This window comes from Variovorax paradoxus (assembly GCF_022009635.1).
GTDB lineage: Bacteria > Pseudomonadota > Gammaproteobacteria > Burkholderiales > Burkholderiaceae_C > Variovorax.
The window spans coordinates 181,226-203,664 of record NZ_CP091716.1 but is presented as its reverse complement, the minus strand read 5'-3'; the positions used below and the strand labels follow the sequence as shown (position 1 = coordinate 203,664).

At 68.9% G+C, this 22,439-nt stretch carries 23 protein-coding genes; 14 read left to right on the top strand and 9 right to left on the bottom strand.

Annotation, left to right across the window (positions count from 1 at the left end):
- Positions 1–4: 4 nt before the first annotated feature.
- Positions 5–817 (bottom strand): PaaX family transcriptional regulator, encoded by an 813-nt coding sequence (locus tag L3V85_RS01090; RefSeq protein WP_237677596.1) that lies wholly within the window; start codon positions 815–817, stop codon positions 5–7.
- Positions 818–896: 79 nt separating this feature from the next.
- Between L3V85_RS01090 and L3V85_RS01085 the strand changes: the two genes are divergently transcribed.
- Together L3V85_RS01085 and L3V85_RS01080 are read left to right on the top strand one after the other, a co-directional pair.
- The gene (locus L3V85_RS01085) at positions 897–1,679 is read left to right on the top strand and encodes a crotonase/enoyl-CoA hydratase family protein (RefSeq protein WP_237677595.1); all 783 of its coding nucleotides are present in this window, start codon (positions 897–899) and stop codon (positions 1,677–1,679) included.
- A gap of 58 nt (positions 1,680–1,737) precedes the next feature.
- Positions 1,738–3,294: a class I adenylate-forming enzyme family protein gene (locus L3V85_RS01080; RefSeq protein ID WP_237677594.1), complete on the top strand. Its 1,557-nt coding sequence runs from the start codon at positions 1,738–1,740 to the stop codon at positions 3,292–3,294.
- Positions 3,295–3,324: 30 nt separating this feature from the next.
- On the opposite strand, the gene L3V85_RS01075 is transcribed toward L3V85_RS01080, so the two are convergent.
- A complete protein-coding gene (locus L3V85_RS01075; RefSeq protein ID WP_237677593.1) occupies positions 3,325–4,713 on the bottom strand; it encodes a PLP-dependent aminotransferase family protein in 1,389 nt (462 codons plus the stop codon).
- Positions 4,714–4,823: 110 nt separating this feature from the next.
- Between L3V85_RS01075 and L3V85_RS01070 the strand changes: the two genes are divergently transcribed.
- From L3V85_RS01070 to L3V85_RS01060, 3 genes are all read left to right on the top strand, one after another.
- The gene (locus L3V85_RS01070; RefSeq protein ID WP_272934804.1) at positions 4,824–6,140 is read left to right on the top strand and encodes a hydroxymethylglutaryl-CoA reductase, degradative; all 1,317 of its coding nucleotides are present in this window, start codon (positions 4,824–4,826) and stop codon (positions 6,138–6,140) included.
- A 66-nt stretch (positions 6,141–6,206) separates the two neighbouring features.
- The gene (locus L3V85_RS01065; protein ID WP_237677591.1) at positions 6,207–6,659 is read left to right on the top strand and encodes a hypothetical protein; all 453 of its coding nucleotides are present in this window, start codon (positions 6,207–6,209) and stop codon (positions 6,657–6,659) included.
- Entirely contained in the window at positions 6,656–8,044 is a 1,389-nt protein-coding gene (locus tag L3V85_RS01060) for a tripartite tricarboxylate transporter permease (protein WP_237677590.1), read from the top strand. Before L3V85_RS01065 ends, L3V85_RS01060 begins: the two co-directional genes overlap by 4 nt.
- On the opposite strand, the gene L3V85_RS01055 is transcribed toward L3V85_RS01060, so the two are convergent.
- Positions 8,028–9,365: a hypothetical protein gene (locus tag L3V85_RS01055; protein ID WP_237677589.1), complete on the bottom strand. Its 1,338-nt coding sequence runs from the start codon at positions 9,363–9,365 to the stop codon at positions 8,028–8,030. The two genes, L3V85_RS01060 and L3V85_RS01055, sit on opposite strands and share 17 nt — an antisense overlap.
- A gap of 87 nt (positions 9,366–9,452) precedes the next feature.
- Here L3V85_RS01055 and L3V85_RS01050 point away from each other — a divergent pair, with 87 nt between their 5' ends.
- The 5 genes from L3V85_RS01050 to minE all read left to right on the top strand — a co-directional run bounded on the left by L3V85_RS01050 (position 9,453) and on the right by minE (position 13,379).
- On the top strand, positions 9,453–9,875 hold the full coding sequence (locus L3V85_RS01050) for a hotdog fold thioesterase (protein WP_081267295.1): 423 nt from the start codon (positions 9,453–9,455) through the stop codon (positions 9,873–9,875).
- Positions 9,876–10,014: 139 nt separating this feature from the next.
- Entirely contained in the window at positions 10,015–11,298 is a 1,284-nt protein-coding gene (locus L3V85_RS01045) for a solute carrier family 23 protein (RefSeq protein WP_237677588.1), read from the top strand.
- Positions 11,299–11,437: 139 nt separating this feature from the next.
- A complete protein-coding gene (gene minC / locus L3V85_RS01040) occupies positions 11,438–12,211 on the top strand; it encodes a septum site-determining protein MinC (protein WP_237677587.1) in 774 nt (257 codons plus the stop codon).
- A gap of 70 nt (positions 12,212–12,281) precedes the next feature.
- The gene (gene minD, locus L3V85_RS01035) at positions 12,282–13,097 is read left to right on the top strand and encodes a septum site-determining protein MinD (RefSeq protein WP_237677586.1); all 816 of its coding nucleotides are present in this window, start codon (positions 12,282–12,284) and stop codon (positions 13,095–13,097) included.
- 3 nt (positions 13,098–13,100) lie between these two features.
- Positions 13,101–13,379 (top strand): cell division topological specificity factor MinE, encoded by a 279-nt coding sequence (gene minE, locus L3V85_RS01030; RefSeq protein ID WP_093057088.1) that lies wholly within the window; start codon positions 13,101–13,103, stop codon positions 13,377–13,379.
- Here the strand turns inward: minE and L3V85_RS01025 are convergent.
- A complete protein-coding gene (locus L3V85_RS01025) occupies positions 13,357–14,982 on the bottom strand; it encodes a rhodanese-like domain-containing protein (RefSeq protein WP_237677585.1) in 1,626 nt (541 codons plus the stop codon). The genes minE and L3V85_RS01025 overlap by 23 nt on opposite strands.
- 98 nt (positions 14,983–15,080) lie before the next feature.
- Entirely contained in the window at positions 15,081–16,061 is a 981-nt protein-coding gene (locus tag L3V85_RS01020; RefSeq protein WP_237677584.1) for a Bug family tripartite tricarboxylate transporter substrate binding protein, read from the bottom strand.
- A gap of 151 nt (positions 16,062–16,212) precedes the next feature.
- Between L3V85_RS01020 and L3V85_RS01015 the strand changes: the two genes are divergently transcribed.
- Positions 16,213–17,154, top strand: a complete 942-nt coding sequence (locus L3V85_RS01015) for a fatty acid desaturase (RefSeq protein WP_237677583.1) — start codon at positions 16,213–16,215, stop codon at positions 17,152–17,154.
- Positions 17,155–17,163: 9 nt separating this feature from the next.
- Here L3V85_RS01015 and L3V85_RS01010 read toward each other — a convergent pair whose 3' ends face one another.
- Both L3V85_RS01010 and L3V85_RS01005 read right to left on the bottom strand, forming a co-directional pair.
- A complete protein-coding gene (locus L3V85_RS01010; protein ID WP_237677582.1) occupies positions 17,164–18,090 on the bottom strand; it encodes an alpha/beta fold hydrolase in 927 nt (308 codons plus the stop codon).
- A gap of 217 nt (positions 18,091–18,307) precedes the next feature.
- Positions 18,308–18,910 (bottom strand): TetR/AcrR family transcriptional regulator, encoded by a 603-nt coding sequence (locus L3V85_RS01005; protein WP_237677581.1) that lies wholly within the window; start codon positions 18,908–18,910, stop codon positions 18,308–18,310.
- 177 nt (positions 18,911–19,087) lie between these two features.
- Between L3V85_RS01005 and L3V85_RS01000 the strand changes: the two genes are divergently transcribed.
- Both L3V85_RS01000 and L3V85_RS00995 read left to right on the top strand, forming a co-directional pair.
- Complete coding sequence (locus tag L3V85_RS01000) at positions 19,088–20,032, top strand: CysB family HTH-type transcriptional regulator (RefSeq protein ID WP_237677580.1); 945 nt, start codon at positions 19,088–19,090, stop codon at positions 20,030–20,032.
- Positions 20,033–20,159: 127 nt separating this feature from the next.
- Positions 20,160–20,414 (top strand): hypothetical protein, encoded by a 255-nt coding sequence (locus L3V85_RS00995; protein ID WP_237677579.1) that lies wholly within the window; start codon positions 20,160–20,162, stop codon positions 20,412–20,414.
- 78 nt (positions 20,415–20,492) lie between these two features.
- On the opposite strand, the gene L3V85_RS00990 is transcribed toward L3V85_RS00995, so the two are convergent.
- Positions 20,493–20,918, bottom strand: coding sequence for an RcnB family protein (locus L3V85_RS00990; RefSeq protein ID WP_237677578.1), 426 nt, complete (start codon positions 20,916–20,918; stop codon positions 20,493–20,495).
- 204 nt (positions 20,919–21,122) lie between these two features.
- Between L3V85_RS00990 and L3V85_RS00985 the strand changes: the two genes are divergently transcribed.
- The gene (locus L3V85_RS00985) at positions 21,123–21,515 is read left to right on the top strand and encodes a VOC family protein (protein ID WP_237677577.1); all 393 of its coding nucleotides are present in this window, start codon (positions 21,123–21,125) and stop codon (positions 21,513–21,515) included.
- Between the two features lie 19 nt (positions 21,516–21,534).
- Here the strand turns inward: L3V85_RS00985 and L3V85_RS00980 are convergent, their stop codons facing one another.
- Positions 21,535–22,431, bottom strand: a complete 897-nt coding sequence (locus tag L3V85_RS00980) for a VOC family protein (RefSeq protein ID WP_237677576.1) — start codon at positions 22,429–22,431, stop codon at positions 21,535–21,537.
- Between the last annotated feature and the right edge of the window lie 8 nt (positions 22,432–22,439).

Here is a 22,439-nt window from a genome sequence, read left to right as displayed (position 1 = left end):
CGGCTCAAGCGGCGGGCAGCGCCAGCCACTTGCGCCACAGCTGCCGCGCCTTGTCCTGGTAGCGGCGGGTGGCGGACAGCAGCGCGGTGCGCGGGGCCGGCGACATGAGTTCGGCCGGCAGCAGCGGGTCGCGGATCAGGTGCCCGATGACGGCGCGGCCCAGCAGCAGCGACTCGCGCACCGCCGCCTCCAGCGGCTGGGTGCGCAACCGCTTCTCGCTGCGCTCCAGGCCGGCCTGCAGGCGCCGGCTGTCGGCCTCCAGCGCGCGCACGTTCCAGAGCTTGCGCGCCGCGACCTGCGCCGCCTCGTCCAGGTCGGCCAGGCGAAACACCAGCGCATCGGGCGACAGGCCCAGCGCATCGAGCTGCGCGCGCTCGGCCTCCAGCCCACCCGCGAGGTTGTCGGGCCGGATGTGCAGCCCCGGGCGCAGCGCCGCGAAGCCGCGCAGCGACAGCGCCAGCTTGTGATGGCGCCATGCCGTCTTGTCTGCCCGCGCCACGCCCGAGTCGTGCACCGCCAGCCAGTGGCCGCGCCATGCGATGGCCTGCGCCCGCTTGTGGCGCCAGTCGTCGACCGCGCGCGACAGCGCCGGCCCGTCGCGGTTGAGCATGTAGCTGCCGCGCTCGCCGCGTGCGATCTTGCCGTCGGCCGCCAGCCGCGTCAGGCCCACGCGCAGGGTCGATTCGCCGATGCCCATGAGCGCGCCCGCGCGGCACAGCGCCTGCGAACTCAGCAGGCCGCCATCGGCCACGAGCAGATCGAGGATCAGGTCGGGCGCGCTGGGAATGGCGACCTGAACATTACATACCTTGTCCATGTTTGCGTAATGATGAAATGTTTCTTACGATGACCATGAACGATCATTCCCGCAATTTTGCCCTGAAAGGACGCCGCGCATGGCCATGCAATACGTGAACTGCGAGGCAGACCGCTCGGTCTTCACCATCACGCTGAACCGTCCCGACAAGCGCAATGCCGTCGACGGCGCCGTGGCCGCCGAGCTGCGCGCGGCCTTCGAGCGCTTCGAGGCCGACGATTCGCTGCGCGTGGCGGTGCTGACCGGCGCGGGCGGCAACTTCTGCGCGGGCGCCGACCTCACCGCCGTGGGCGACCCGGACCGGCGCAACGAACTCGACCTGGAAGGTGGCGGCAGCGGCCCGATGGGCCCGACGCGCATGGCGCTGTCGAAGCCGCTGATCGCGGCGGTGAACGGCTACGCGGTGGCCGGCGGGCTCGAACTCGCGCTGCTGGCCGACCTGCGCGTGGCCGACGAAGACGCGGTGTTCGGCGTGTTCTGCCGCCGCTGGGGCGTGCCGCTGATCGACGGCGGCACGGTGCGCCTGCCGCGCATCGTGGGCATGGGCCGGGCGCTCGACATGATTCTTTCCGGCCGCCCGGTGGGCGCGGCCGAGGCGCTGGCGATGGGCCTGGCCAACCGCGTCACGCCGCCCGGCGGCGCACTGGCCGCCGCGCAGGAACTGGCCCGCCAGCTCGCCGCGTTCCCGCAGCAATGCATGCTGGCCGACCGCCGGTCCGCCTACGAGCAGTGGGACATGCCGCTGGCCGAGGCCCTGCGCCGCGAAGGCGCGCAAGGCGTGCCGATGGTCTTCGCCGAGGGCGAGGCCGGGGCCGCGCGCTTTGCCGGCGGCGCCGGCCGCCACGGCGAGTTCAAGCGCTGAAGCGGCGCCTTCGATCCGACGTTTTTCCGATTCCACAGAACCCGACAGGAGACAAGCCTTGCATTCCCCACCAGCGACCGCCTCGCCGGCCCGTGGCCCGACCTACCTCGAACTGATCCGCCGCGGCGCGCTGCAGCACGGCCAGCGCACCGCCATCGTCTTCGGCGACAGCAGCCTCACGTTCACCGAGGTCGACCAGCTGAGCAGCAGGATCGCGCACGCGCTGCACGCCGCCGGCGCAACGCCGCACACGCGCGTGGCGCTGCTGCTGAACAACGGCCTGCACAGCGTTCCGCTGGACTTCGCCTGCGTGAAGGCCGGCATCAACCGCGTGCCGCTGAACTCGCGGCTGTCGCTGGCCGAGCATGCGCGCATGGTGGCGGAAACAGGCAGCACGCACCTGGTGTTCGGCCCCGACCTGGCCGAGCGCGCGGCCGCGCTGCGCGAAGCGGTGCCGGCGCTGGTCTGCATGGGCATGGGCGCGGCGCTCGAAGGCGCGGCCGACCTGCTGGCGCAAGCCGGCGCGCACCCGGCGCAGGCGCCCGCCTTCACGCCTTCGCACGACGACGTGGTGCTCACGCTCTTCACCTCGGGCACCACCGGCACGCTGAAGGCGGCGCAGCACACGCAGGCCTCGTATGCGGCCATCTGCCGCAACGTGCTGCTCAACCTGCTGCCCGCCGCGCCCGACGACGCGATGCTGCACGCGGCCTCGCTGATTCACGCGAGCGGCGTGTTCGTACTGCCCTTCTGGCTGCGCGGCGCGCGCACGGTGATATTGCCGGGCTTCGAGCCGGGCCTGTTCCTGCGCACGCTGCAGGCCGAGCGCATCACCGCCATCAACCTGGTGCCCACGATGCTGCAGATGCTGTTCGAGCATCCCGGCATCGCCACCACCGACGTGGCCGCGCTGCGCTACGTGATCTACGGCGCGTCGCCGATGCCGCGCCCCGTGATCCAGCGCGCGATGGCGGCCTGGGGCCGGCATCGCTTCTGGCAGTACTACGGCCAGACCGAAGTGCCGCTGTGCCTGGCCGTGCTGCGGCCCGAGGATCACACCGACGACCTGCTCGACGCCTGCGGCCAGCCCGCGATCGACATCGAGATGCGGCTGCTCGACGAGGCCGGCAACGAGGCGCCGCACGGCACGCCTGGCGAGATCGCCGTGCGCGCGCCCTCGGCGGTGACGGGCTACTACAACGCCGCCGGCCTGAACGCCGAGACCTTCACCGCCGACGGCTGGGTGCGCACCCGCGACGTGGGCGTGTTCGACGAGCGCGGCTTCCTGCACCTGAAGGACCGCACCTCCGACATGATCATCAGCGGCGGCTACAACGTGTACCCGCGCGAGGTGGAGAACGCGCTGAGCTCGCACCCGGCGGTGCGCGAGTGCGCGGTGATCGGGCTGCCGCACGAGAAGTGGGTGGAGATCGTCACCGCGGTGGTGGTGCTGCGCGCCGGCCAGCAGGCGAACGAAGCCGAGCTGGTTGCGCACGTGGCAGGGCAACTGGCCTCGTACAAGAAGCCGCAGCGCGTGATCTTCGCGGACGAGATTCCGAAGACCGCCGTGGGCAAGCTCAACCGCAAGCAGCTGCGCGAACGCCATCGCGATTGACTGCGACTGACCGCGATGGACCGAGGCTGATCACGCACCGCGCCGCCGCAGCGCGGTGCGCAGCGCCTTCGCGAAGCGCGGGTCGGCCATGGCCCCCACGTTGAAGCGCGACCAGCGCGACACCCGGGTCGAATCGACGCTGAAGATGCGCCCCGGCGCCATCACGATCTTGCGCGGCAGCAACTCGCGGGCAAAGGCCAGCGAATCGTCGACGCCGGGCAGCGCGGCCCAGATGTAGAGCGACTGCGGGCTGCGCGCGAAAACCTCGGCGTCCACCGCGTCGAACAGCTTGAGTGCGTTGCGCGTGGCTTCGCCCAGCCGGTTCTGCAGGCGGTTCAGGTGCCGCTGGTAGTGGCCCTCGCTGAGGATCACGTCGACCGTGCGCTCGCTGTACTCCGAGCTGCTCACGTGGATCAGCGCCTTCAGGTCCGCGAGGTCGCTGGCAAGGTCCGGCCCGCAGGCGATGAAGCCCACGCGCAGCGCCGCCGAGAACGACTTCGAGAAGCTGCCGATGTAGATGGTGCGTTCCAGCTGGTCCAGCGCCGAGAGCCTCGGCAGGGCCGTGGGCTTGAAGTCGGCCAGCGGGTCGTTCTCGACGATCAGCAGGTCGTACTTCTGCGCCAGCTGCAGCACGCGAAACGCCTTGGCCGGCGAGATGTCGGAGCCCGTGGGGTTGTGCGCCAGCGACTGCGTGAAGAACAGGCGCGGCCGCTCGGCAATGAGCAGCTGCTCCAGCACGTCGAGGTCGGGGCCGTCGGCCAGGCGCGGCACGGCCAGCATCTGGGCGCCCGCGAGCTTGAGCTTGCCGAACAGCGGGTAGTAGCCGGGGTCGTCCACCAGCACCTTTCCGCCGGGCGGCACGAAGTAGCGAATCACGATGTCCATCGCCTCGTTGGCGCCATGCGTCAGCACGATCTGCCTGGGCTCGGCGCCGATGCCGAAGTCGGCGAGCTTGCGCACGAGGTGGTCGCGCAGCGGCGCATAGCCGAAGCGGCTGCCGTAGCGGAACAGCGCGCCGAGCCCGGTGCGCACGACCTTCGGGTGGTATTTGTCCAGCCGCACGTCGGCCAGCCATTCGACCGGCGGAAAGCCGTCGCCCACGGCGATGGCGTCGGGCTGCGTCTTGAGCTGCTCGCGCATGAGCCACACGATGTCCATGGCGCGGCCGAGGCTGCCGGCGTCTTCTTCCACCGGCCTGGCCGCCTGCTGCTGCGGCAGCACGAAGTAGCCCGAGCCGCGGCGCGGCTCGACCAGCCCGCGCGACACCAGCAGCTCGAAGGCGGCGACAACGGTGTTCTTGGCATAGCGGTGCAGCTGCGCGAGCTCGCGCAAGGAAGGCAGCTTGTCGCCGGCCTTGTAGGCGCCGCTGGCGATCTGGCGCGCGATGGCATCGGCGAGCGAATCGGCAATGGTGGTCATGGGCGCCGACTGTGACACAGCGCCCCGCCTTCGCGCACCACTGTCCGCACTGTCCCGCCAAACTGTGCCTTCCGCCGGCGGTACAGCCGACCTAAATTGCCTGCTCCCGAATTCATCTTCCCGAGAGACAAGCAACGATGGCCGTCGATTCCCGCATTCCCAACTTCCGCGCACTCGCGCCCGCGCAGCGCTTCGCCCACATCGCGCAGGCCGCGTCGCTCACCGAGGACGAAGTGGCGCTGCTTGCCGGCCCCGGCGCATTGAGCGTGGACCGCGCCAACGGCATGGTCGAGAACGTGATCGGCACCTTCGAGCTGCCGCTGGGCGTGGCCGGCAACTTCACCGTGAACGGGCGCGACTATCTCGTGCCGATGGCGGTGGAAGAGCCCTCGGTGGTGGCCGCCGCTTCCTTCATGGCCAAGCTGGCGCGCGAGGGCGGCGGCTTCGAGGCTTCGAGCACCGGACCGCTGATGCGCGCGCAGGTGCAGCTGATCGGCATCACCGACCCGTACGGCGCGCGGCTCGCTCTGCTGCGGGCGCGCGACGAGATCCTGGCCGTGGCGAACAGCCGCGACAAGGTGCTGATCGGCCTGGGCGGCGGCTGCCGCGACATCGAGGTGCATGTGTTCGGCGACACGCCGCGCGGCGCGATGGTGGTGATGCACCTGATCGTCGACGTGCGCGACGCGATGGGCGCGAACACGGTCAACACCATGGCCGAGGCGGTGTCGCCGCTGGTCGAGAAGTTGACGGGCGGCACGGTGCGCCTGCGCATCCTCTCGAACCTGGCGGACCTGCGGCTCGCGCGTGCCCGCGTGCGCCTGGCTCCCCAGGTGCTGGCCACGCGCGAGCGCAGCGGCGAAGAAGTGGTCGAGGGCGTGATCGACGCGTACACCTTCGCGGCCATCGACCCCTACCGCGCCGCAACGCACAACAAGGGCATCATGAACGGCGTCGACCCGGTGATCGTCGCGACCGGCAACGACTGGCGCGCGGTCGAGGCCGGCGCGCATGCGTACGCCTGCCGCGGCGGGCGCTACACCTCGCTGACCACCTGGGAGAAGGACACCACGGGCGCGCTGGTCGGCACCATCGAGATGCCGATGCCGGTGGGCCTGGTCGGCGGCGCGACCAAGACGCATCCGCTCGCGCGGCTCGCGCTGAAGATCCTCGGCGTGAAGTCGGCACAGGAGCTCGGCGAAGTCGCGGTGGCCGTGGGCCTCGCGCAGAACCTCGGCGCCTTGCGCGCGCTCGCCACCGAAGGCATCCAGCGCGGCCACATGGCGCTGCATGCCCGCAACATCGCGCTGGTCGCGGGCGCCACAGGCGACGAGATCGACAGCATCGCCAAGCAGATGGCGGCCGAGCACGACGTGCGCACCGACCGCGCCGTGGCGCTGCTCGAAGCGCTGCGCAAGAAGAAATAGGCAGGCGCACGACACGGCGGCCACCCGGGGTGGCCGTCACACAACCACAGACGGAGACAACGACAAATGAACACAGACAGTGCAACGCCCGCCCGCTGGCGGCTGGTGGAGATATGGGGCGACACGGCCGACCTGGGCCATCTCGCCTGGTCGATCGTCATCGGCGTCGCGGTGAGCCTCACGGGCTACCTGGCGGCCAGCCGCGTGCTCATGAGCGCGGTCGGCACGCCCGAGCTGGCACGCGCCTACGCCATGCTGGCCGGACTGGGCGGCTGCGTGCTGTCGGGCCTGATCTGCGCGAAGCTCTTCACGCCGAAGCGCGAGGTCGTCGAGGGTGCGGCCGCCGATCCGCGCTGGCGCGAAGAGGTGCTGGCCGAACTGGCCGGCGAGCACGGCGACCTGGGTTCGGTGGAAGACCTTCCGCCGTCCGTGGTGCGCGAGATGAAGGAGCTCGAGATCTACGACCTGTTCGCGTCGTACGAGCCCCGCGCCCAACGCACCGAAGGGGCCGCGCCGTGATCGATGCCGCACTCCTGAACCAGATCCTCGTCGCCACGGGCATGGGCCTGGTCGGCGCCGTCGTGTTCGCGGCCATCGGCCTCGTCTCGGGCACGGACGAAACCACCACGCTCGCGCCGCTCACCCTGCTGGTGGTGCTGCTGGGCGTGCCGCCCGAAGGCGTGTTCACCTTCTTCCTGGCGGCCGCCGTGGCCAAGCACATGACGCACGCGGTGCCCACCGCGCTGCTGGGCATTCCGGGCGACACCATGGCCACGCCGCTGCTGCAGGACGCGAACGTGCTGCGCAACCTGGGCGTGCCGCACATCGCGCTGCGCAAGATGGTGTCGGGCGCCATCATCGCGGCCTTCATCGCGGTGCCGCTGGCCGTGCTGTTCGCGGTGCTGCTGGCGCCCTACGGCGCGGCCATCACCAAGGCGGCGCCGTGGATCTTCGTGGTGGCGGCCGTGGCCATCGCGTATTTCTCGAGCGGGCGCTGGGCCTCGGTGGCGACGCTGGTGCCCTTCGTGATGGTGATCGTGGCGCTGCAGGCGCTCACCGGCAAGTACGGCGTGAAGCTCAGCATCAGCTACTTTCTGGGCATTGCCATCGGGCCGCTGGTGGCCGACCTGTTCTCGGTGATCTCGCCCGCGGCGCGTGCGCGCATGAAGCGCGAGAAGGTGCGCACCTTCTCGCTCGCGCCGGACGTGAAGGGCTGGTCGGGCTACTTTCCCAATCCGTTCAGGGTGCTCGACCGCGGCCAGGTGAAGTGGACCCTCGCCACGGCCACGATCTCCAGCGCCACCTTCGTGTTCAGCCCGGTCGCGATGACGGTGGTGCTGGGCGAGCTGGTCGGTTCGCGCATCCGGCATGCGTACCACCGGCTCACCACCACGCTGGCCGCGCGCAACGGCGTGACCGAGGCCACCTACATCGCCGAGGCGCTGATCCCGCTGATCGCCATCGGCCTGCCGCTGAGCCCGGTGGCGGCTGGGCCGGCCGCGCCGCTGTTCAACGCGCCGCCGGTGTTCACCATCGACTCGGCCACGGGGCAGACCCACAACCTGCACAACCTGCTGAGCCACTGGGAGTTCCTGGGCTACGGCATGCTGGCGGTGGTGCTCGCGGCGCTGGTGGCCTATCCGTTCACGATGAACTTCGCGCGCCGCGCGGCGCTGTTCGTGTCGCGCAAGGTGAGCCACGAGGCGATCATCGCGACCTTCGTCGGCCTGATCGTGGTGATCAGCGTGTGGGAAGGCCAGTTGCTCGGGCTGCTGGTGATCCTGACGATGGGCCTGCTCGGCGGCCTGCTGTCGCGTGCCATCGGCTTCAACACCGGCGTGCAGTTCATGGGCTACTACACGGCGGTGCTGACGGTGCCCGCGGTGATCAAGGCTTTCGGCTAGGAGGTTTCGGCGCGGGTTGGGCGGGCGCGGGTTTGCCGCCGCCGAACAGCTTCTCGACCTGCTGCCCCACGCGCGCCCCGATGGCCGTGCCCACGCCCGGCAGCACCGCGCTGCCGATGGCCGCCCCCGTGAGCGCCGCGCCGGTCAGCGACAGCTCGGGATCGCTCACGGTGCCGCCTATCTTGAGCGGCACGCCGACCACGCCGTCGACCAGGTCCACCGCGATCTCGCCGTCGAGCTTGCGGTTGAACAGCTTCAGCTTGCCGGTGGCGGTAAGCACGCCGGAGCGGGCCTTGAGGTTGGAATACTGCAGCACCACCCCGTTTTCGGTGCCCTGGGTGTCGAGCGTGCCCGAGAGTTCGTCCAGCGGCGTGCGCCCGCCCCGGCTGATGCCGGCGGTGGTCACGGCCTTGGCCACGTCCAGCTTGGTGAGCGTGGCGGGCTGCACCGAAAAGGTGGTGCGGGTGTGCAGGTTGCGGACCAGCGCGCCCAGTTCCTCGGCGCTGTCGGCCTCGGCCACCAGCGTGGAGTGGCCGGAGACCTTGCCGGCCACCGAGGTGCGGCGGTCGAAGGCCTGCACCAGGCTTTCGATGTCGACCTGGCGCGGGTCGAGTTCGGCCGACACGCGCAGCTTGCCGCTGGCCAGCGTCTCGAAACGCGCGACACCGTTCCACGTGCCGCCGCCCACGTCGATTCGGGTGCGCCAGCGGTCCTGCCCGGCTTCGCGGTCCAGCCGCAGGCGGGCGGGCGGCGTAATGCCCGCGCGCTCGACGCGGGCCTGGCGCGGGCGCCACTGCGGGTCGAAGAAGATGTCGCCGTCGTAGGCCAGCGCAATGTCGCGCCGGTCGATCCAGCTCAGGTCGCGCCAGCGCACCCGTTCCACGGGCACCGGCGCCAGCGTCCACGGCGCCGGCAGCGCCACGGGGGCTGCGCCCTCGGCGGGCTTGGGGCCCTTGCCGCGAAAGGCCCGCACCGAAGCGCTCGGCAGCACCAGGCTTTCGATCTCGACGTCGTCCAGCGCAATGACGCGGTGCAGCAGCGGCGCCAGCTTGAGCCGCAGCGTGACGCGTTGCAGGGTGATGGGACGGGGCTGCTCGGTGGCGACGTCGGACAGCACCAGCATGGGCATCGGCAGCAGCGACCAGTGCGCGCCGCCCACCTTCAGCGGCACGCCGAAGCGCTGCTCGAAGCCCCCGGCAATCTTCGCGGCCACCTCTTCGTCGGTCGGCAGCTTCGAGCGCACCACCAGTACCAGGACGCCCGCGCCGAGCACCAAGGCGGCGGCGATGCCGATGAGCCAGCGGCGGACGGGGTGCTTCATCGACCCAAGTTAACACGCAAAGGCGACTGCCGATGTCAGCCGCCGTCGCTATAGTTTTAGCTACCTCTTACAGGAAAGAAGAACCGAATGCGTATCTGGAAGAAAGAAATCTCCGTCGAGGAGCTGACCCGCAACCATGTCGGCACCGCCGTCTCCACGCTGGGCATGGAGTTCCTCGAGGTGGGCGACGACTTCATCCGTGCCCGCTGCCCGGTCGACGAGCGCACCCGCCAGCCCTACGGCATCCTGCACGGCGGCGTGTCGGTGGTGCTGGCCGAGACGCTGGGCTCCTGCGGCGCCCACTACTCCGCGCCGGAGGGCGACCGCGCGGTGGGGCTGGACATCAACGCGAACCACATCCGCTCGGTCACCAGCGGCTGGGTGATCGGCACGGCGCGGCCGGTGCACCGGGGCCGCACCACGCAGGTCTGGCAGATCGACCTGACCAACGAGGCGGGCGAGCTGACCTGCGTCTCGCGCATCACGATGGCGGTGCTGCAGCCGCGCTGAGGGCGGCGATTTTCTTTCTCCGGCGCAGGGTGCGTGCCGGTGTTCAGGGTGGGGTTCATCGCCCACAATCACGCCCCGGGAAAGCCGGGACAGTCCTGGCCACCGCGCACCACCACCCCCAACAAGAGGAGAAAGAAGAATGTTCAACTGGACTGAACGGCCCGCGTCCGCGCTGGCCAACGGCGCGGTCATCGCGCCCGACGAGCGGCTGCCCTGGCTGCAGACCGGCGCGATGGGCGTGCAGCACGTCATTGCCATGTTCGGCGCCACGGTGCTGGCACCGATCCTGATGGGCTTCAGCCCCAACATCGCCATTCTGATGAGCGGCATCGGCACGCTCATCTTCTACTTCGTGACCGGCGGCAAGGTGCCCAGCTACCTGGGTTCGAGCTTCGCCTTCATCGGCGTGGTGATCGCGGCCAGCGGCTACGCGGGCAAGGGGCCCAACGCCAACATCGCGGTGGCGCTGGGGGGCATCGTGGCCTGCGGGGTGGTGTATATCCTGATCGGGGCGCTGGTGCAGGCCATCGGCACGGGCTGGATCGAGCGCTTCATGCCGCCGGTGGTCACTGGCGCGGTGGTGGCGGTGATCGGGCTCAACCTGGCGAGCGTGCCGATCAAGAACATGGCGGCCAGCAACTTCGAGTCGTGGATGCAGGCCGTGACCTTCCTGTGCGTCGGTCTGGTTGCGGTGTTCACGCGCGGCATGCTGCAGCGCCTGCTGATCCTGGTCGGGCTGATCCTGGCCACCGTGGTCTACGCAGTGCTGACCAACGGCATGGGGCTGGGCAAGCCGGTGGACCTGAGCGGCATCGCCAACGCGGCCTGGGTCGGCCTGCCGACCTTCACCGCGCCGGTGTTCACGGCCAACGCGATGCTGCTGATCGCCCCGGTGGCGATCATCCTGGTGGCAGAGAACCTCGGCCACCTGAAGGCGGTGACCGCCATGACCGGCCGCAACCTGGACGCCTACATGGGCCGCGCCTTCATCGGCGACGGCATCGCCACGGTGGTGAGCGGCAGCGCCGGCGGCACGGGCGTGACCACCTATGCCGAGAACATCGGCGTGATGGCGGCCACGCGCATCTACTCCACCGCGGTGTTCGTGGTGGCGGCGCTCATTGCGCTGGTGCTGGGCTTCAGCCCCAAGTTCGGCGCGCTGATCCAGGCCATTCCGCTGCCGGTGATGGGCGGCGTGAGCATCGTGGTGTTCGGCCTGATCGCGATTGCCGGCGCCAAGATCTGGGTCGACAACAAGGTCGACTTCTCGCAGAACAAGAACCTGATCGTGGCGGCCATCACGCTGATCATCGGCACCGGCGACTTCACGCTGAAATTCGGCGACTTCGCCCTGGGCGGCATCGGGACCGCCACCTTCGGCGCGATCATCCTGTACGCCCTGCTGGGCCGCTCGAAGAACTGACGACCGGCGCGCCTCCCCACCCCGGAAAAGTGCAACCTCATGAAAGAAGTGTTCCCCGGGGCGCTTCGGACGGGGGCCCTTCACCGGGGTTTGGCCGGCGCCCGTTAGACTCCAACGCTTTTCGCACCGACGTTTTCCAATGGCCGATGTCTCCGCCGCGCGCACCAAGGCGGTTTTCGAATTCAAGAGCGCCACGCTGCCGCTGATCGCAGTGATCCTCAAGACGTCCGACCTGGACGTGCTGGCCGAGGCGCTCGACGCCCAGCTGGCGGATTCGCCCGATTTCTTCGAGCAGGAGCCGGTGGTGATCGACCTCTCGCTGCTGCAGGAAGCGCAGGGCGAGGGTGGCGAGGCCGCCGGCGACATCGACTTCGCCGCCCTGCGCAGCCTGCTGGCGCGCCACCAGACGCAGCCCATCGCGGTGCGCGGCGGCAATGCGGCCCAGCATGCGGCGGCGCGCGCGGCCGGCCTGTCGGTGGCGGCCATGCCGTCGGCTCCGGCGCCGCGCCCCCCTGTCCCGCCGGCGGAACCCGCCCCGTCCGAAGCCCCGCAGATCGTGCGCGAGGTGCCGGTGCCGGCCAACGGCACGCTGCTGATCGACAAGCCGCTGCGTTCGGGCCAGCAGGTCTACGCCCGCGGCGGCGACGTGGTGGTGACCGCCGTGGTCAGCTTCGGCGCCGAAGTCATCGCCGACGGCAATGTGCATGTGTACGCGCCGCTGCGCGGCAAGGCCATTGCCGGCGCGCGCGGCAACACCGAGGCCCGGATCTTCTCGACCTGCATGGAAGCCCAGCTGGTGGCCATCGCCGGCATCTACCGGACCAACGAAGTGGCGCTGCCCGACTCGGTGCTGGGAAAATCGGCCCAGGTTCGCCTGGACGGCAAAAAAATAGCGATCGATCCCATTCCCTGAGCCCCTGAAGGCTCACGGAAAGCGGCGACCCTGACAACCAACAACTGAATCGAAACAAGAAGGAATGGCCATGGCCAAAATTGTGGTGGTGACTTCGGGCAAGGGCGGCGTCGGCAAGACGACCACGAGCGCCAGCTTCGCATCCGGGCTCGCGCTCGCGGGCAAGAAGACGGCCGTGATCGACTTCGACGTGGGCCTGCGCAACCTGGACCTGATCATGGGCTGCGAACGCCGCGTGGTGTACGACCTGATCAACGTCATCCAGGGCGAAGCCAACCTGAGCCAGGCTCTCATCAAGGACAAGCAGTGCGAAAACCTCTTCGTGCTGGCCGCTTCGCAGACGCGCGACAAGGAAGCGCTCACCCAGGAAGGCGTCGAGAAGGTGCTGACCGACCTGGCCGCGATGGACTTCGAATACATCGTCTGCGACTCGCCCGCCGGCATCGAGACCGGCGCCATGATGGCGATGCACTTCGCCGACGAGGCGCTGATCGTCACCAACCCCGAGGTGTCCTCGGTGCGCGACTCGGACCGCATCCTGGGCATGCTCAGCAGCAAGACCAAGCGCGCCAAGGACGGCAGCGACCCCATCAAGGAGCACCTGCTGATCACCCGCTACAACCCGAATCGGGTGGCGGGCGGGCAGATGCTGTCGCTGGAAGACATCCAGGACATCCTGCGCATCAAGCTGATCGGCGTGATTCCCGAGTCGGAAAGCGTGCTGCATGCCTCCAACCAGGGCGTGCCGGCGATCCACGACAAGGACACCGACGTGGCGCAGGCCTACAGCGACGTGGTCGCGCGCTTTTTGGGCGAAGAAAAGCCGATGCGCTTCGTCGACGCCGAGAAGCCGGGCTTCTTCAAGCGGATTTTCGGAGGCAAGTAGGCCATGTCCTTTCTCTCGTTCCTGCTGGGCGAAAAGAAGAAGACTGCCAGCGTCGCGAAGGAGCGGCTGCAGATCATCCTCGCGCACGAGCGGTCCAGCCTCAGCGGCAAGAAGCGGCCCGACTATCTGCCCGAACTCCAGCGCGAGCTGGTGGCGGTGATTTCCAAGTACGTGTCGATCAACGCGGAAGACATCAAGGTGCACCTGGAGACCCAGGACAACCTCGAAGTGCTCGACATCAAGATCGAGCTGCCCGACCCTACGCCGGCGCCCGCGCGCTGAGCGCAAAGAAGCGAAAACGCACGGACGGGTCCTGCAGGACCCGTTCGGCCAGCGCGCGCTCCCACGCGAGATAGTCGGCCCAGGCCGCATCGCGGCGCGGACCGAAGACGCGCATCACCGAACCCCAGTCGTCGTCGAAGGGGGTAAGGAGCTGGGGCGGCACGTAATCGGTCGAAAGCGGCCGTCCCGAAGCCCCCCAGCCCTGTGTTCCGCCCTGGAGCCAGGTGAATACCGCCCCCGAATCCTCCTGCCAGCGCTGGCGCGCGTCGCGCGCCACGCGGGCCGCGGCCACGCCGTCGGGCGAGGTGAAGACCAGCGTGCGGCCGGGGGCGGCATGCTCGGCGAGTGGCGCGAGCGAGGCCGGCAGCATGTAGAGCGCGCCCGGCAGGTGGCCGCGTTCGTAGTCGAGGCTGGGGCCGACGTCGATCACGGTGACGACGCCGTCGCTACGCAGCCGGGCCAGGGCATCGGCGGCGATCGGAACCGGGGCGTCCCTGACCGTCGTGCCGGGCGCGGGCGGTGCCTGGTCGGGCGCCAGTTCGCCGTCCAGGATGTAGACCTCGGCCTGGTTGAGCTGGGTGAGCCAGAAGCTCGTGATGGCGGCGCGCAGCCGGTGGGCCTGGTCGTCGAGCAGCACGATGCGCGCGCCGCGCGTGCCGACGAGGTTCTCGAAATGCATCAGCAACTGGCCGCCGGGTACCTGGCGCACGTCGGTGCCCGACAAGGCCGGATCGGCGGCGGGACGCACGTCGAAGACGTAGAGGGTGCGCGCATCGTCGTCGCGCCAGCGGGCCAGTTGGGCGGCATCCACCAGGGGCAGCCCGAAGCGCCCGATCAGGTCGTCGGCAATCCGGCGCAGCACTTCGGGCGATTCGGGCGGCAGTTCATCGTCGGGCGCGGCGTTCTGCACGGTCGGCGCGCCTTGCAGGCCCCAGGCCATGACGCCGTCTTCCAAGAACACCGCGTCGGGCGCACGGCCCAGCAACCGCAGCGTGGTCGCGCCGACGATGCCGCGCGTGCGGCTGAAGCAGTTGATGGCCCAGAGGTGGTCGGCCTCGTCCGCCTCGAAGCGGCGCAGGGCCAGTTCGGTGCCGGCATGGTTGCGAGCGCCGGGCAGCGAGAGGAACCTGAACTCGGCATGCGGCCGCGCGTCGACGAGCGTGGTCGGCCGGCCTTCGCGCTGGCGTTCCCGCAAAGCCTCGATGGGCAGGCCCGGTGTGCCGTAGTGCAGCCGGGCGCGGTCGCCGAAGGCCTTGACCAGGGTGCCGTAGCCGTCGATGGCGGGCAGGCCCTCGCCTAGCCAACGCTGCAGGCCGCCGTTGAGGGTGCGCACGTCGGTGTAGCCCAGCCGGTTGAGCACGATTGCGGCGGCCTGGGCCACGCCATCGGATGCGTCGTGGTCGTCGTAGAGCACGACCGGCGTGGTGCGGCGCGGCACCAGTGCTTCTATCTGCAGCTCGAGTCCGCTGAAGGGCACGTTGCGCGCGAGGTTGGGATGGCGCTGCACGAAATAGCGGGTCTCGCGCACGTCGAGCAGCGAGAGTTCTGTCGCGGGCTCTGCCAGGAGCAGGGCTTGCAGTGCTGTCGGGGTGATGGTGTCCATTGGGGGCTCTGGTTTGTTCGGGGCGCGTGCACAGGCCACCGGGTCCTGCCCTCCGCGAATGTCCCCCGTCGGCATGATCACGCCCCGAACAATAGATTTCAGTTCGGCTGAATACCAGCCTGTTTCACGACGGCAGTCCACTTCACCGTCTCCGTCTGGATGAAGCGGCCGAATTCCTCCGGCGTATTGCCGACGGTGAACGCTCCGATGTCGTCGTAGCGCTTCTTGAAATCCGCCGTCTGCACGATGTCATGCAGCTCGCGCGAAAGCCGCTGCACCAGCGGTGCGGGCGTGCCGCTGCGCACCACCACGCCGTACCACGAGGTGACCTCGAAGTTCGGCAGCCCCGCCTCGGCCGTGGTCGGCACATCGGGCAGCCACGGCGCACGCGTCTTGTAGGCCACGGCCAGCGGCTTGAGCGTGCCGGCCTTCACGAAAGGAATGGCGGTGATCACCTCGTTGAAGATGAACTGCGTCTGCCCGCCCAGCAAGTCGTTGATGGCCGGCGCGCTGCCCTGGTAGGGAATGGCCGTGAAGTCGGCGCCGGTCTGGGTCTTGAGCAACTCGCCCGCCAGGTGCGAATACGCGCCCACGCTGATGCCGTAGTTGACCTTGCCGGGGTTCTTCTTCGAATAGTCGATCAGCTCGCGCGGACTGCTGACCGGCAGCTTCGGGTTCACCAGCAGCACCTGCGGCGTCTGCACCAGCAGCGACACGGGCGTGAAGTCGCGCGCAAGGTCATAGGTCAGCTGCTTGAAGAGCGCGGGCTGCACCGTGAGGTTGGATGCCGGCGCGAGCAGCAGCGTGTAGCCGTCGGCCGGCTGGCGCGCCACGTAGTCGAAGCCGATGTTGCCCGCCGCGCCGCTGCGGTTCTCGACCACCACCGGCTGCTTGAGGCGCTGCTGCAGCTGCTCCGAGACTTCACGCGCGATCTTGTCGGCGATGCCGCCGGCCGGGTACGGCACGACCACGCGGATGGTCTTGCTGGGGTAGTCGTCCACGGCGGCGGCATGGGCTTGGGCAAGGCCGAAGAGCGCGGAAGACAGCACGAAGGCCAAGCGGGGAAAAGAGAGTTTCATGAGGAGGCGCGAAGGCACGCGGGAGCGCGGAAAAAGCGGTCGAGCGTAGGTCCGCCCCCGGCGGCGGGGAACGAAGTTTCGCGACCATGCTTATGCGAAAAGCGCGCATGCAGGACGCCGCTTGCTACCTAGCATCGCAGTCCTTCGCACCATGACTTCGACCGCCGCCGCACCGAACACCGCAAGAACGACACCCGTGCGCCGCCACTGGTGGTGGCACTACGAAGTGCCCACGCTGCTGCTGGCCGCCGCGCTCTATGCCGCGTGGGCCGCGCTGGTGTGGTGGCATGCGGCGCTGCCGGGCTGGGCCTTGTTCGTTGTCGGCGGCTTTCTCGCGCAGCTGCATTTTTCGCTGCAGCACGAGAGCATTCACGCGATGCGCCACCTGCCCAGGTGGCTGCGCCATGCGGTGGTGTGGCCGCCGCTGAACCTGTGGCTGCCCTACCCGTTCTACAACCGCGGCCACAGTTCGCACCACGTCAACTACCACCTCACGCACCCGGAGCGCGACACCGAGAGCGCCTACCACTCGGCGCCCGCATGGGCCGGCTACGGGCCGGTGTGGCGATGGATCTACATCGCGAACCAGACGATCGCGTTCCGCGTGGTGCTGGGCCCGTTTCTTCGGCTGTGGAAGCTGGTCCGCTTCGAAACGGGGCAAGTGCTGTCGGGCAATTTCTCGAGGCTGCCGACGTGGGGTTGGCATGCGCTGAGCGTGGCGCCGGTGCTGTATTACGTGGTCTCGGTCTGCGGCATGGGCCTGGGCGAGTACCTTTTGTACTTCGTGTACCCCGGCATGATGCTGGGCTCGCTGCGCACCTTCACCGAACACCGCTGGGCCGACACGCCGCACGAGCGCGTGGCCATCGTCGAATCGAACTGGGTGTTCGGGCTGCTGTACCTCTTCAACAACCTGCACCATGTGCACCACCGCGCGCCGACCATGCCTTGGTACGAGATCCCGGTGTACTTCCGCAGGCACCGCGCGGCGGTGCTGGAAGCGAACGGCAATTTCTACTACCGGGGCTACGCGGAGATCGTGCGGAAGCACCTGTTCAGGCCGGTGTTCACGCCCGTCCACCCGACCTGGTAGCGCGAGCCTTCAGTCGGGCGCCGTCACGAAGCGCACGACACGCGCCAGCACCTCGGTCTCCTTGAGGATGCGGCGGTGGCCCCAGCCCTGCGTTTCCATCAACTGCGCGCCGCGGATCGCATCGCGGTACGCCTCTGCATCGGCAAAACGGTTCACGCGGTCGTCCCTGTCGTGCACGATCAGCGTGCGCTGCCCGATGCGCGGCCCCACGGCGGCGGGCTCCAGCTGGGGCATCAGAACGCCCTCGCGTGATTCGAACAGCCGCTGCATCGCAAGGCGCGTGGTCTCGCTGAGGCCGAAGGTGTGCGCGAAGTAGCGCGTGTATTCGCGCGGCGATGCCGGCGGCGCCAGCAGCACGAGCCGCTGCGCCGGCAAGCCGCGCGCCGCCGCGAGCGCCAGGCCGTTGGCGCCCAGCGAATGCGCGACGGCCGCGCGCAGTGCATGCCCATCGGCCGCGAGCCGCGCCGCGACATACGCGATGGCCCGTGCGAACTGCGGCGAGTTGCTCATCGTGCCGGCGCTGCGGCCATGCGCGGGCAATTCGAGCAGCACGGGCCTAAGGCCCGCATCGGCCACCGCCTGGGCCAGCGGCAGCATCTGCCCGGCATGGCCGCCCCAGCCGTGCACCAGCAGCACCACGGGCGCCGATTCGGCCCCCGAGTCCTGCGCGGCCAGGTGGTAGATGCCGACGCCCGCGTCCTCGAAGGCCCAGCCCTCGCGCCGCCACTCGGCGCCGGGGCCTTGCGCACGGTAGAGCCACTTGGGCGGCAGCGGCGTGCCGAAGAGGCGGTAGGCGGCCCGCACGCCCAGCGCGGGCCACAGGCGCTGCGATGTGGTCAGGGCGAAGCGCAGCGCGCGCATCACCCGGCCGGGCCGGTAGTAGTTCGACTGCGCGGCGTGGCCGGCGGTGGAGGTGGTGCTGGAAGTGCTCGTCATGGCGTGCGATTCCTTCTGGGGTTCAGTACCAGACCCAGTCGCGGTTGCTGCGAGGCAGGCTGCGCAGGGTGTCGCGAAGGCACCGGGCGCCTACGACGAGCGCGTAGGCGGCAAGAAAGAGGGCAATGATCAGCATGGTGCTTCTCCTATTTATCGCACAGGTGTGCGAAATTCTGGCAAATGAAGACGTGAGAGGTCCGCCTGCGTCGTGAACGACTCAGGCCCGGTAACTGGAAAGAATGCGCCGCCAGGACTGCGTGGCGCGGTCGGCGGCTTGCGCATCGCGCAGGAAGCGCGCGTCGTGCAGCTGGGTCATCATCACGCCGTTGAGCTCGCTCACGAGCTGCGCGGGGTCGGTGTCGGCCTTGAGTTCGCCGGTCTCGACGGCCTGCAGCACGGTGCGGCGCAGCGCGGCACGCCAGCGCGTGACCTCGTCGAACAGCACGTCGCGCAACTCCCCTTCGCGGTCGTCGAATTCGAAAGCGCCGGCCATGTAGAGGCATCCGGTGTGCATTTCGACGTCGCGGGTGCGGGCGATCCAGCGCGCGACGATCTCGTCGAGCCGGGGCAGGCCCTTGGGCTTCTGCATGGCGGGCACGAACACGTCGGCCAGGAAGCCGCGGCCGTATTCCTCGATGACGGCCTTCTGCAGCGCCTCGCGCGAACCCACGCGCGAGAACACGCCGCTCTTGGACAGGCCCAGCCGGCTGGCCACGGCCTGCAGCGTGATCGCTTCCAGGCCTTCGGCCAGCGCAAGGTTCATCGCCGCGCCGACGATGGCGGCGCGGGTGAGTTCGCTTTTCTGGGTCTTGGCGTCCATGCGCCAACTTTAGCACAGTCGTGCGAAATATCAATCCAAGCCTTCAGAAGCGGCATCCAGAGCCTTAAAGATGTTTTGCTCATGTGAAACCAACAAACGCATCGTTCCCCGAATAAGCAGTTCTGCCGAGAATCTCCAGTCGGCCTCAACCGGGGCCCCGACTCTCTTGCGCGCCAGATGAACTTCCAACAACTGCGCTCGGTACGCGAGGCCGTTCGTTGCGGCTTCAACCTGACCGAAGTCGCCCATACCCTTCACACCTCCCAACCCGGCGTGAGCCGGCAGATCCGCGAGCTCGAGGAAGAACTCGGCATCGAGCTGTTCGTGCGCGCCGGCAAGCGGCTCACGGGCCTGACCGAGCCCGGCGGCCATGTGCTGCCGATCATCGAGCGCATGCTGATGGAGAGCAGCAACCTCAAGCACGCGGGCCAGGAGTTCGTCGCGCAGCAAAGCGGCCTTCTGTCGGTGGCGGCCACGCACTCGCAGGCGCGCTATGCGATGCCGGTGGCGGTGCAGGAATTCCGCGCGCAGTTCCCGAACGTGAAACTGCACCTGCACCAGGGCTCGCCCAAGCAGATCGCGCAGATGCTGCTCGACGGCGAGGCCGACGTGGGCATCGCCACCGAGGCGCTGGGCGACTATCCGCAGCTGGTGGCCCTGCCCTGCTATCGCTGGACGCATTCGGTGATCGTGCCGCCGGGCCATCCGCTGCTGGACGCGCCGCTGACGCTCGATGCGCTCACGCGCTACCCGCTCATCACCTACGACACCGGCTTCACCGGCCGCTCGCGCATCGACGAGGCCTTCGAGCAACGCGGGCTGCAGCCCAACATCGTGCTGGCCGCGATGGATGCCGACGTCATCAAGACCTACGTGCAGTTGGGCCTTGGCGTGGGCATCGTGGCCGGCGTGGCCTACGAGGCCGAACGCGACACGCAGCTGCGCGCGCTCGACGCGGGGCGGCTCTTCGGCATCAACCTCACCAAGCTGGCCGTGCGGCGGGGCACCTACCTGCGCAAGTACGTCTATGCCTTCATCGAATCGTTCGCGCCCACGCTGACGCGGGCGGTGGTCGAAAAGGCCCTGGGCGACGAGGCCAAAGCCTCGCACTACGAAATCTAGAGCCTGTCCAGTGCCGTTTGGGGGGTGTGTACTACGGACGACAGAAAGGTTAAAAAAGAAGAATGCAGGTTCACACAGGCGGCGTACATTCGGGTTAATTCCCTGGCTTCCTGGAAACGGATCAGCAATGGCATCGACCCCGCAGCAGCAGCAACAGCAATCAAGGGCCGCCCTCAAGGCCGCAGAGCGTCGCGAACGGCTCAGACGAAGCCTCCCCGCCACGGTCGAACTGCTGCAGAGCCGCCAGGCCGACCGCATCGACGATGCAGACATCGACGCCTACGTGAGCCTGAACTGGCTCGAATGGCACGGCGGCGGCCTTCGCCTGACCATCACCGGCCGCAACGTCTGCGCCCAGTCGGCACCCACCGCAATGGTCTGAAAAAAACGCCGCAAGCCTTGCGGCCTGCGGCGTTCTTTCGGTAGGGCTGTTTCGCGCAATAGCCGAAACAGCGTCTGTTTACTGGCCTGCGATGATGTTCGCGATCACGCCGGTAGCGATGGCCGCGAGCACGAAGTCGCCGCCCACGCCCACCCACTGATACCCGCGGGGCGGCTGCTGCAGCCGGTAGGCGCGCCAGTCCTGCACCACGTAGTTGCGGCCACGGTACTCCGGCGGCACGCGGCCACCACGGCGCCATTCGGCATGCGGCTGCGGGAAGCCGCGGCGATCGAACTGGCGGCCGTCACGGAAGTCCTGGTTGCCGCGGTAGTAGCCCGGAGGGCCGCCACGGTGATCGAAATTGGGACCACGCTGTTCGAAGCGTCCGTCGCCGGGACCGGGACGGCCGTCGAAACGGCGATCTTGCGCAAGGGCGCTGCCGGCGGCCATGCACATCGCGAGTGCCGCGGCTGCAACAGCCATGCTCTTGGATTTGATGTTCATCTGGAATCCTCCATGCGTTGATGAGACGAATCCATTGTGTGCCTCGCATGTGTCCGTAACGACCGTTTCAGGTCGCAGTCAGGTGAAATCAGGTAAGCGCTGGTATCCGCGCGAGGCCTTGTCCTGCAAACGGCGAACCACGACACGGCATGCAGGACCCCGCTGGCAGAATCGAAACAAGATCGACGAGGAGAGAGAGAACGAATGACCAGACAGGCCCCTGCAGCGGCAGTCATCTATGCCAAGGACGTCGCGCGCCTCAGCGCGTTCTACGCGCGCGTTGCGGGCCTGACGGTCACGCACACGGAGGCCGACCACGCGAGCCTCGAATCCGCCGCGCTGCAGCTCTTCATCGTCGCGATGAATCCGGCCATCGCCGCCAAGGTCGAGATCACGCAACCGCCGGCGCTGCGCGAGAACACCGCTTTGAAGTTCATCTTCCCGGTGACGAGCCTCGCCGACGCGCGCCAGCTGGCGACCGAGAGCGGCGGCGCATTGAAACCGGCGCAAGCCGAATGGGCGTTCAACGGCCACCGGCATTGCGACGGCCATGACCCCGAAGGCAACGTGTTCCAGTTGCGCGAACGCGCCGCCTGAGCGGCCGGCCTCCGCCTGCCTATCCGCCCACCACGCTGTCGGCCCGATACCCTCGCGAGGCCGCCTCCTGCTTCGCATGCCGGTCCAGCGGCGGCAGGTCGAGCTCGATCAATGCGCCGTGCGTGCGGGCAAGGTCGAAGGTGCCGGTCGATTGCGGACGGTCCGTGTGCAGCACCAGCGCATAGGGCCCTTCTCCACGCGCGGCGATGCGCTGCGTGAGCGTGTCGCTGCCCTCCCCCGCATTGGTCGCGTTCTCGCGCGGGGACGAGAGCACGAGCACGCTGCTCCCCAACGTGACGACCGCCACGCGCAGATGGCTGCCCGGCACCGCCACGGGATCGCCGATGTGGGTGCCGGCGTCGTCAGGCACCGTGCCCAGCAATGCGCGGTAGCGCGCCAGCGTCGCATCGAGATCGCGCACCGCAATGGCCAGGCTCGCCACGCCGAGCGCGCCATTGGCATGCACGCGCACCTCGCCTTCGGGCACGCGCAGCGCGCGCGGCGTGAGGTCGCCGCACAGGAAGGGCAAGTCGGCCGAGGGCGCGCGCGCGATCTGCCAGCGCAGGCGCTCGCCGTCGGGCCGCACGCGGCCGCCGTCGAGCGGGCCCTCCAGCACCAGGCCGCGCTCCTTCGCGTCGGCGACCGTGGCGGCGGTGTCGCGCGGCAGCAGCGCGAAGTCGACGATGCCCTCGCCGTGCTTCTGCAGCAGCTGCCACCAGCGTTCGGACGGTGACGGTTCGCGCCACGCGATCAGCTCGAAGTAGCTGCCGTCTTCGAACACCACCAGCGCGTTGTGCGTAGCGCGGCCCGGATGATCTCCGCCGCGCAGCACGTGGAAGCCGAGCGCGCCGTAGTCGGCGATGGTGCGTTCCAGGTCGTGCACCGCGATGACGATGTGGTCGAGTTTCAATGGCATGTGTGGGT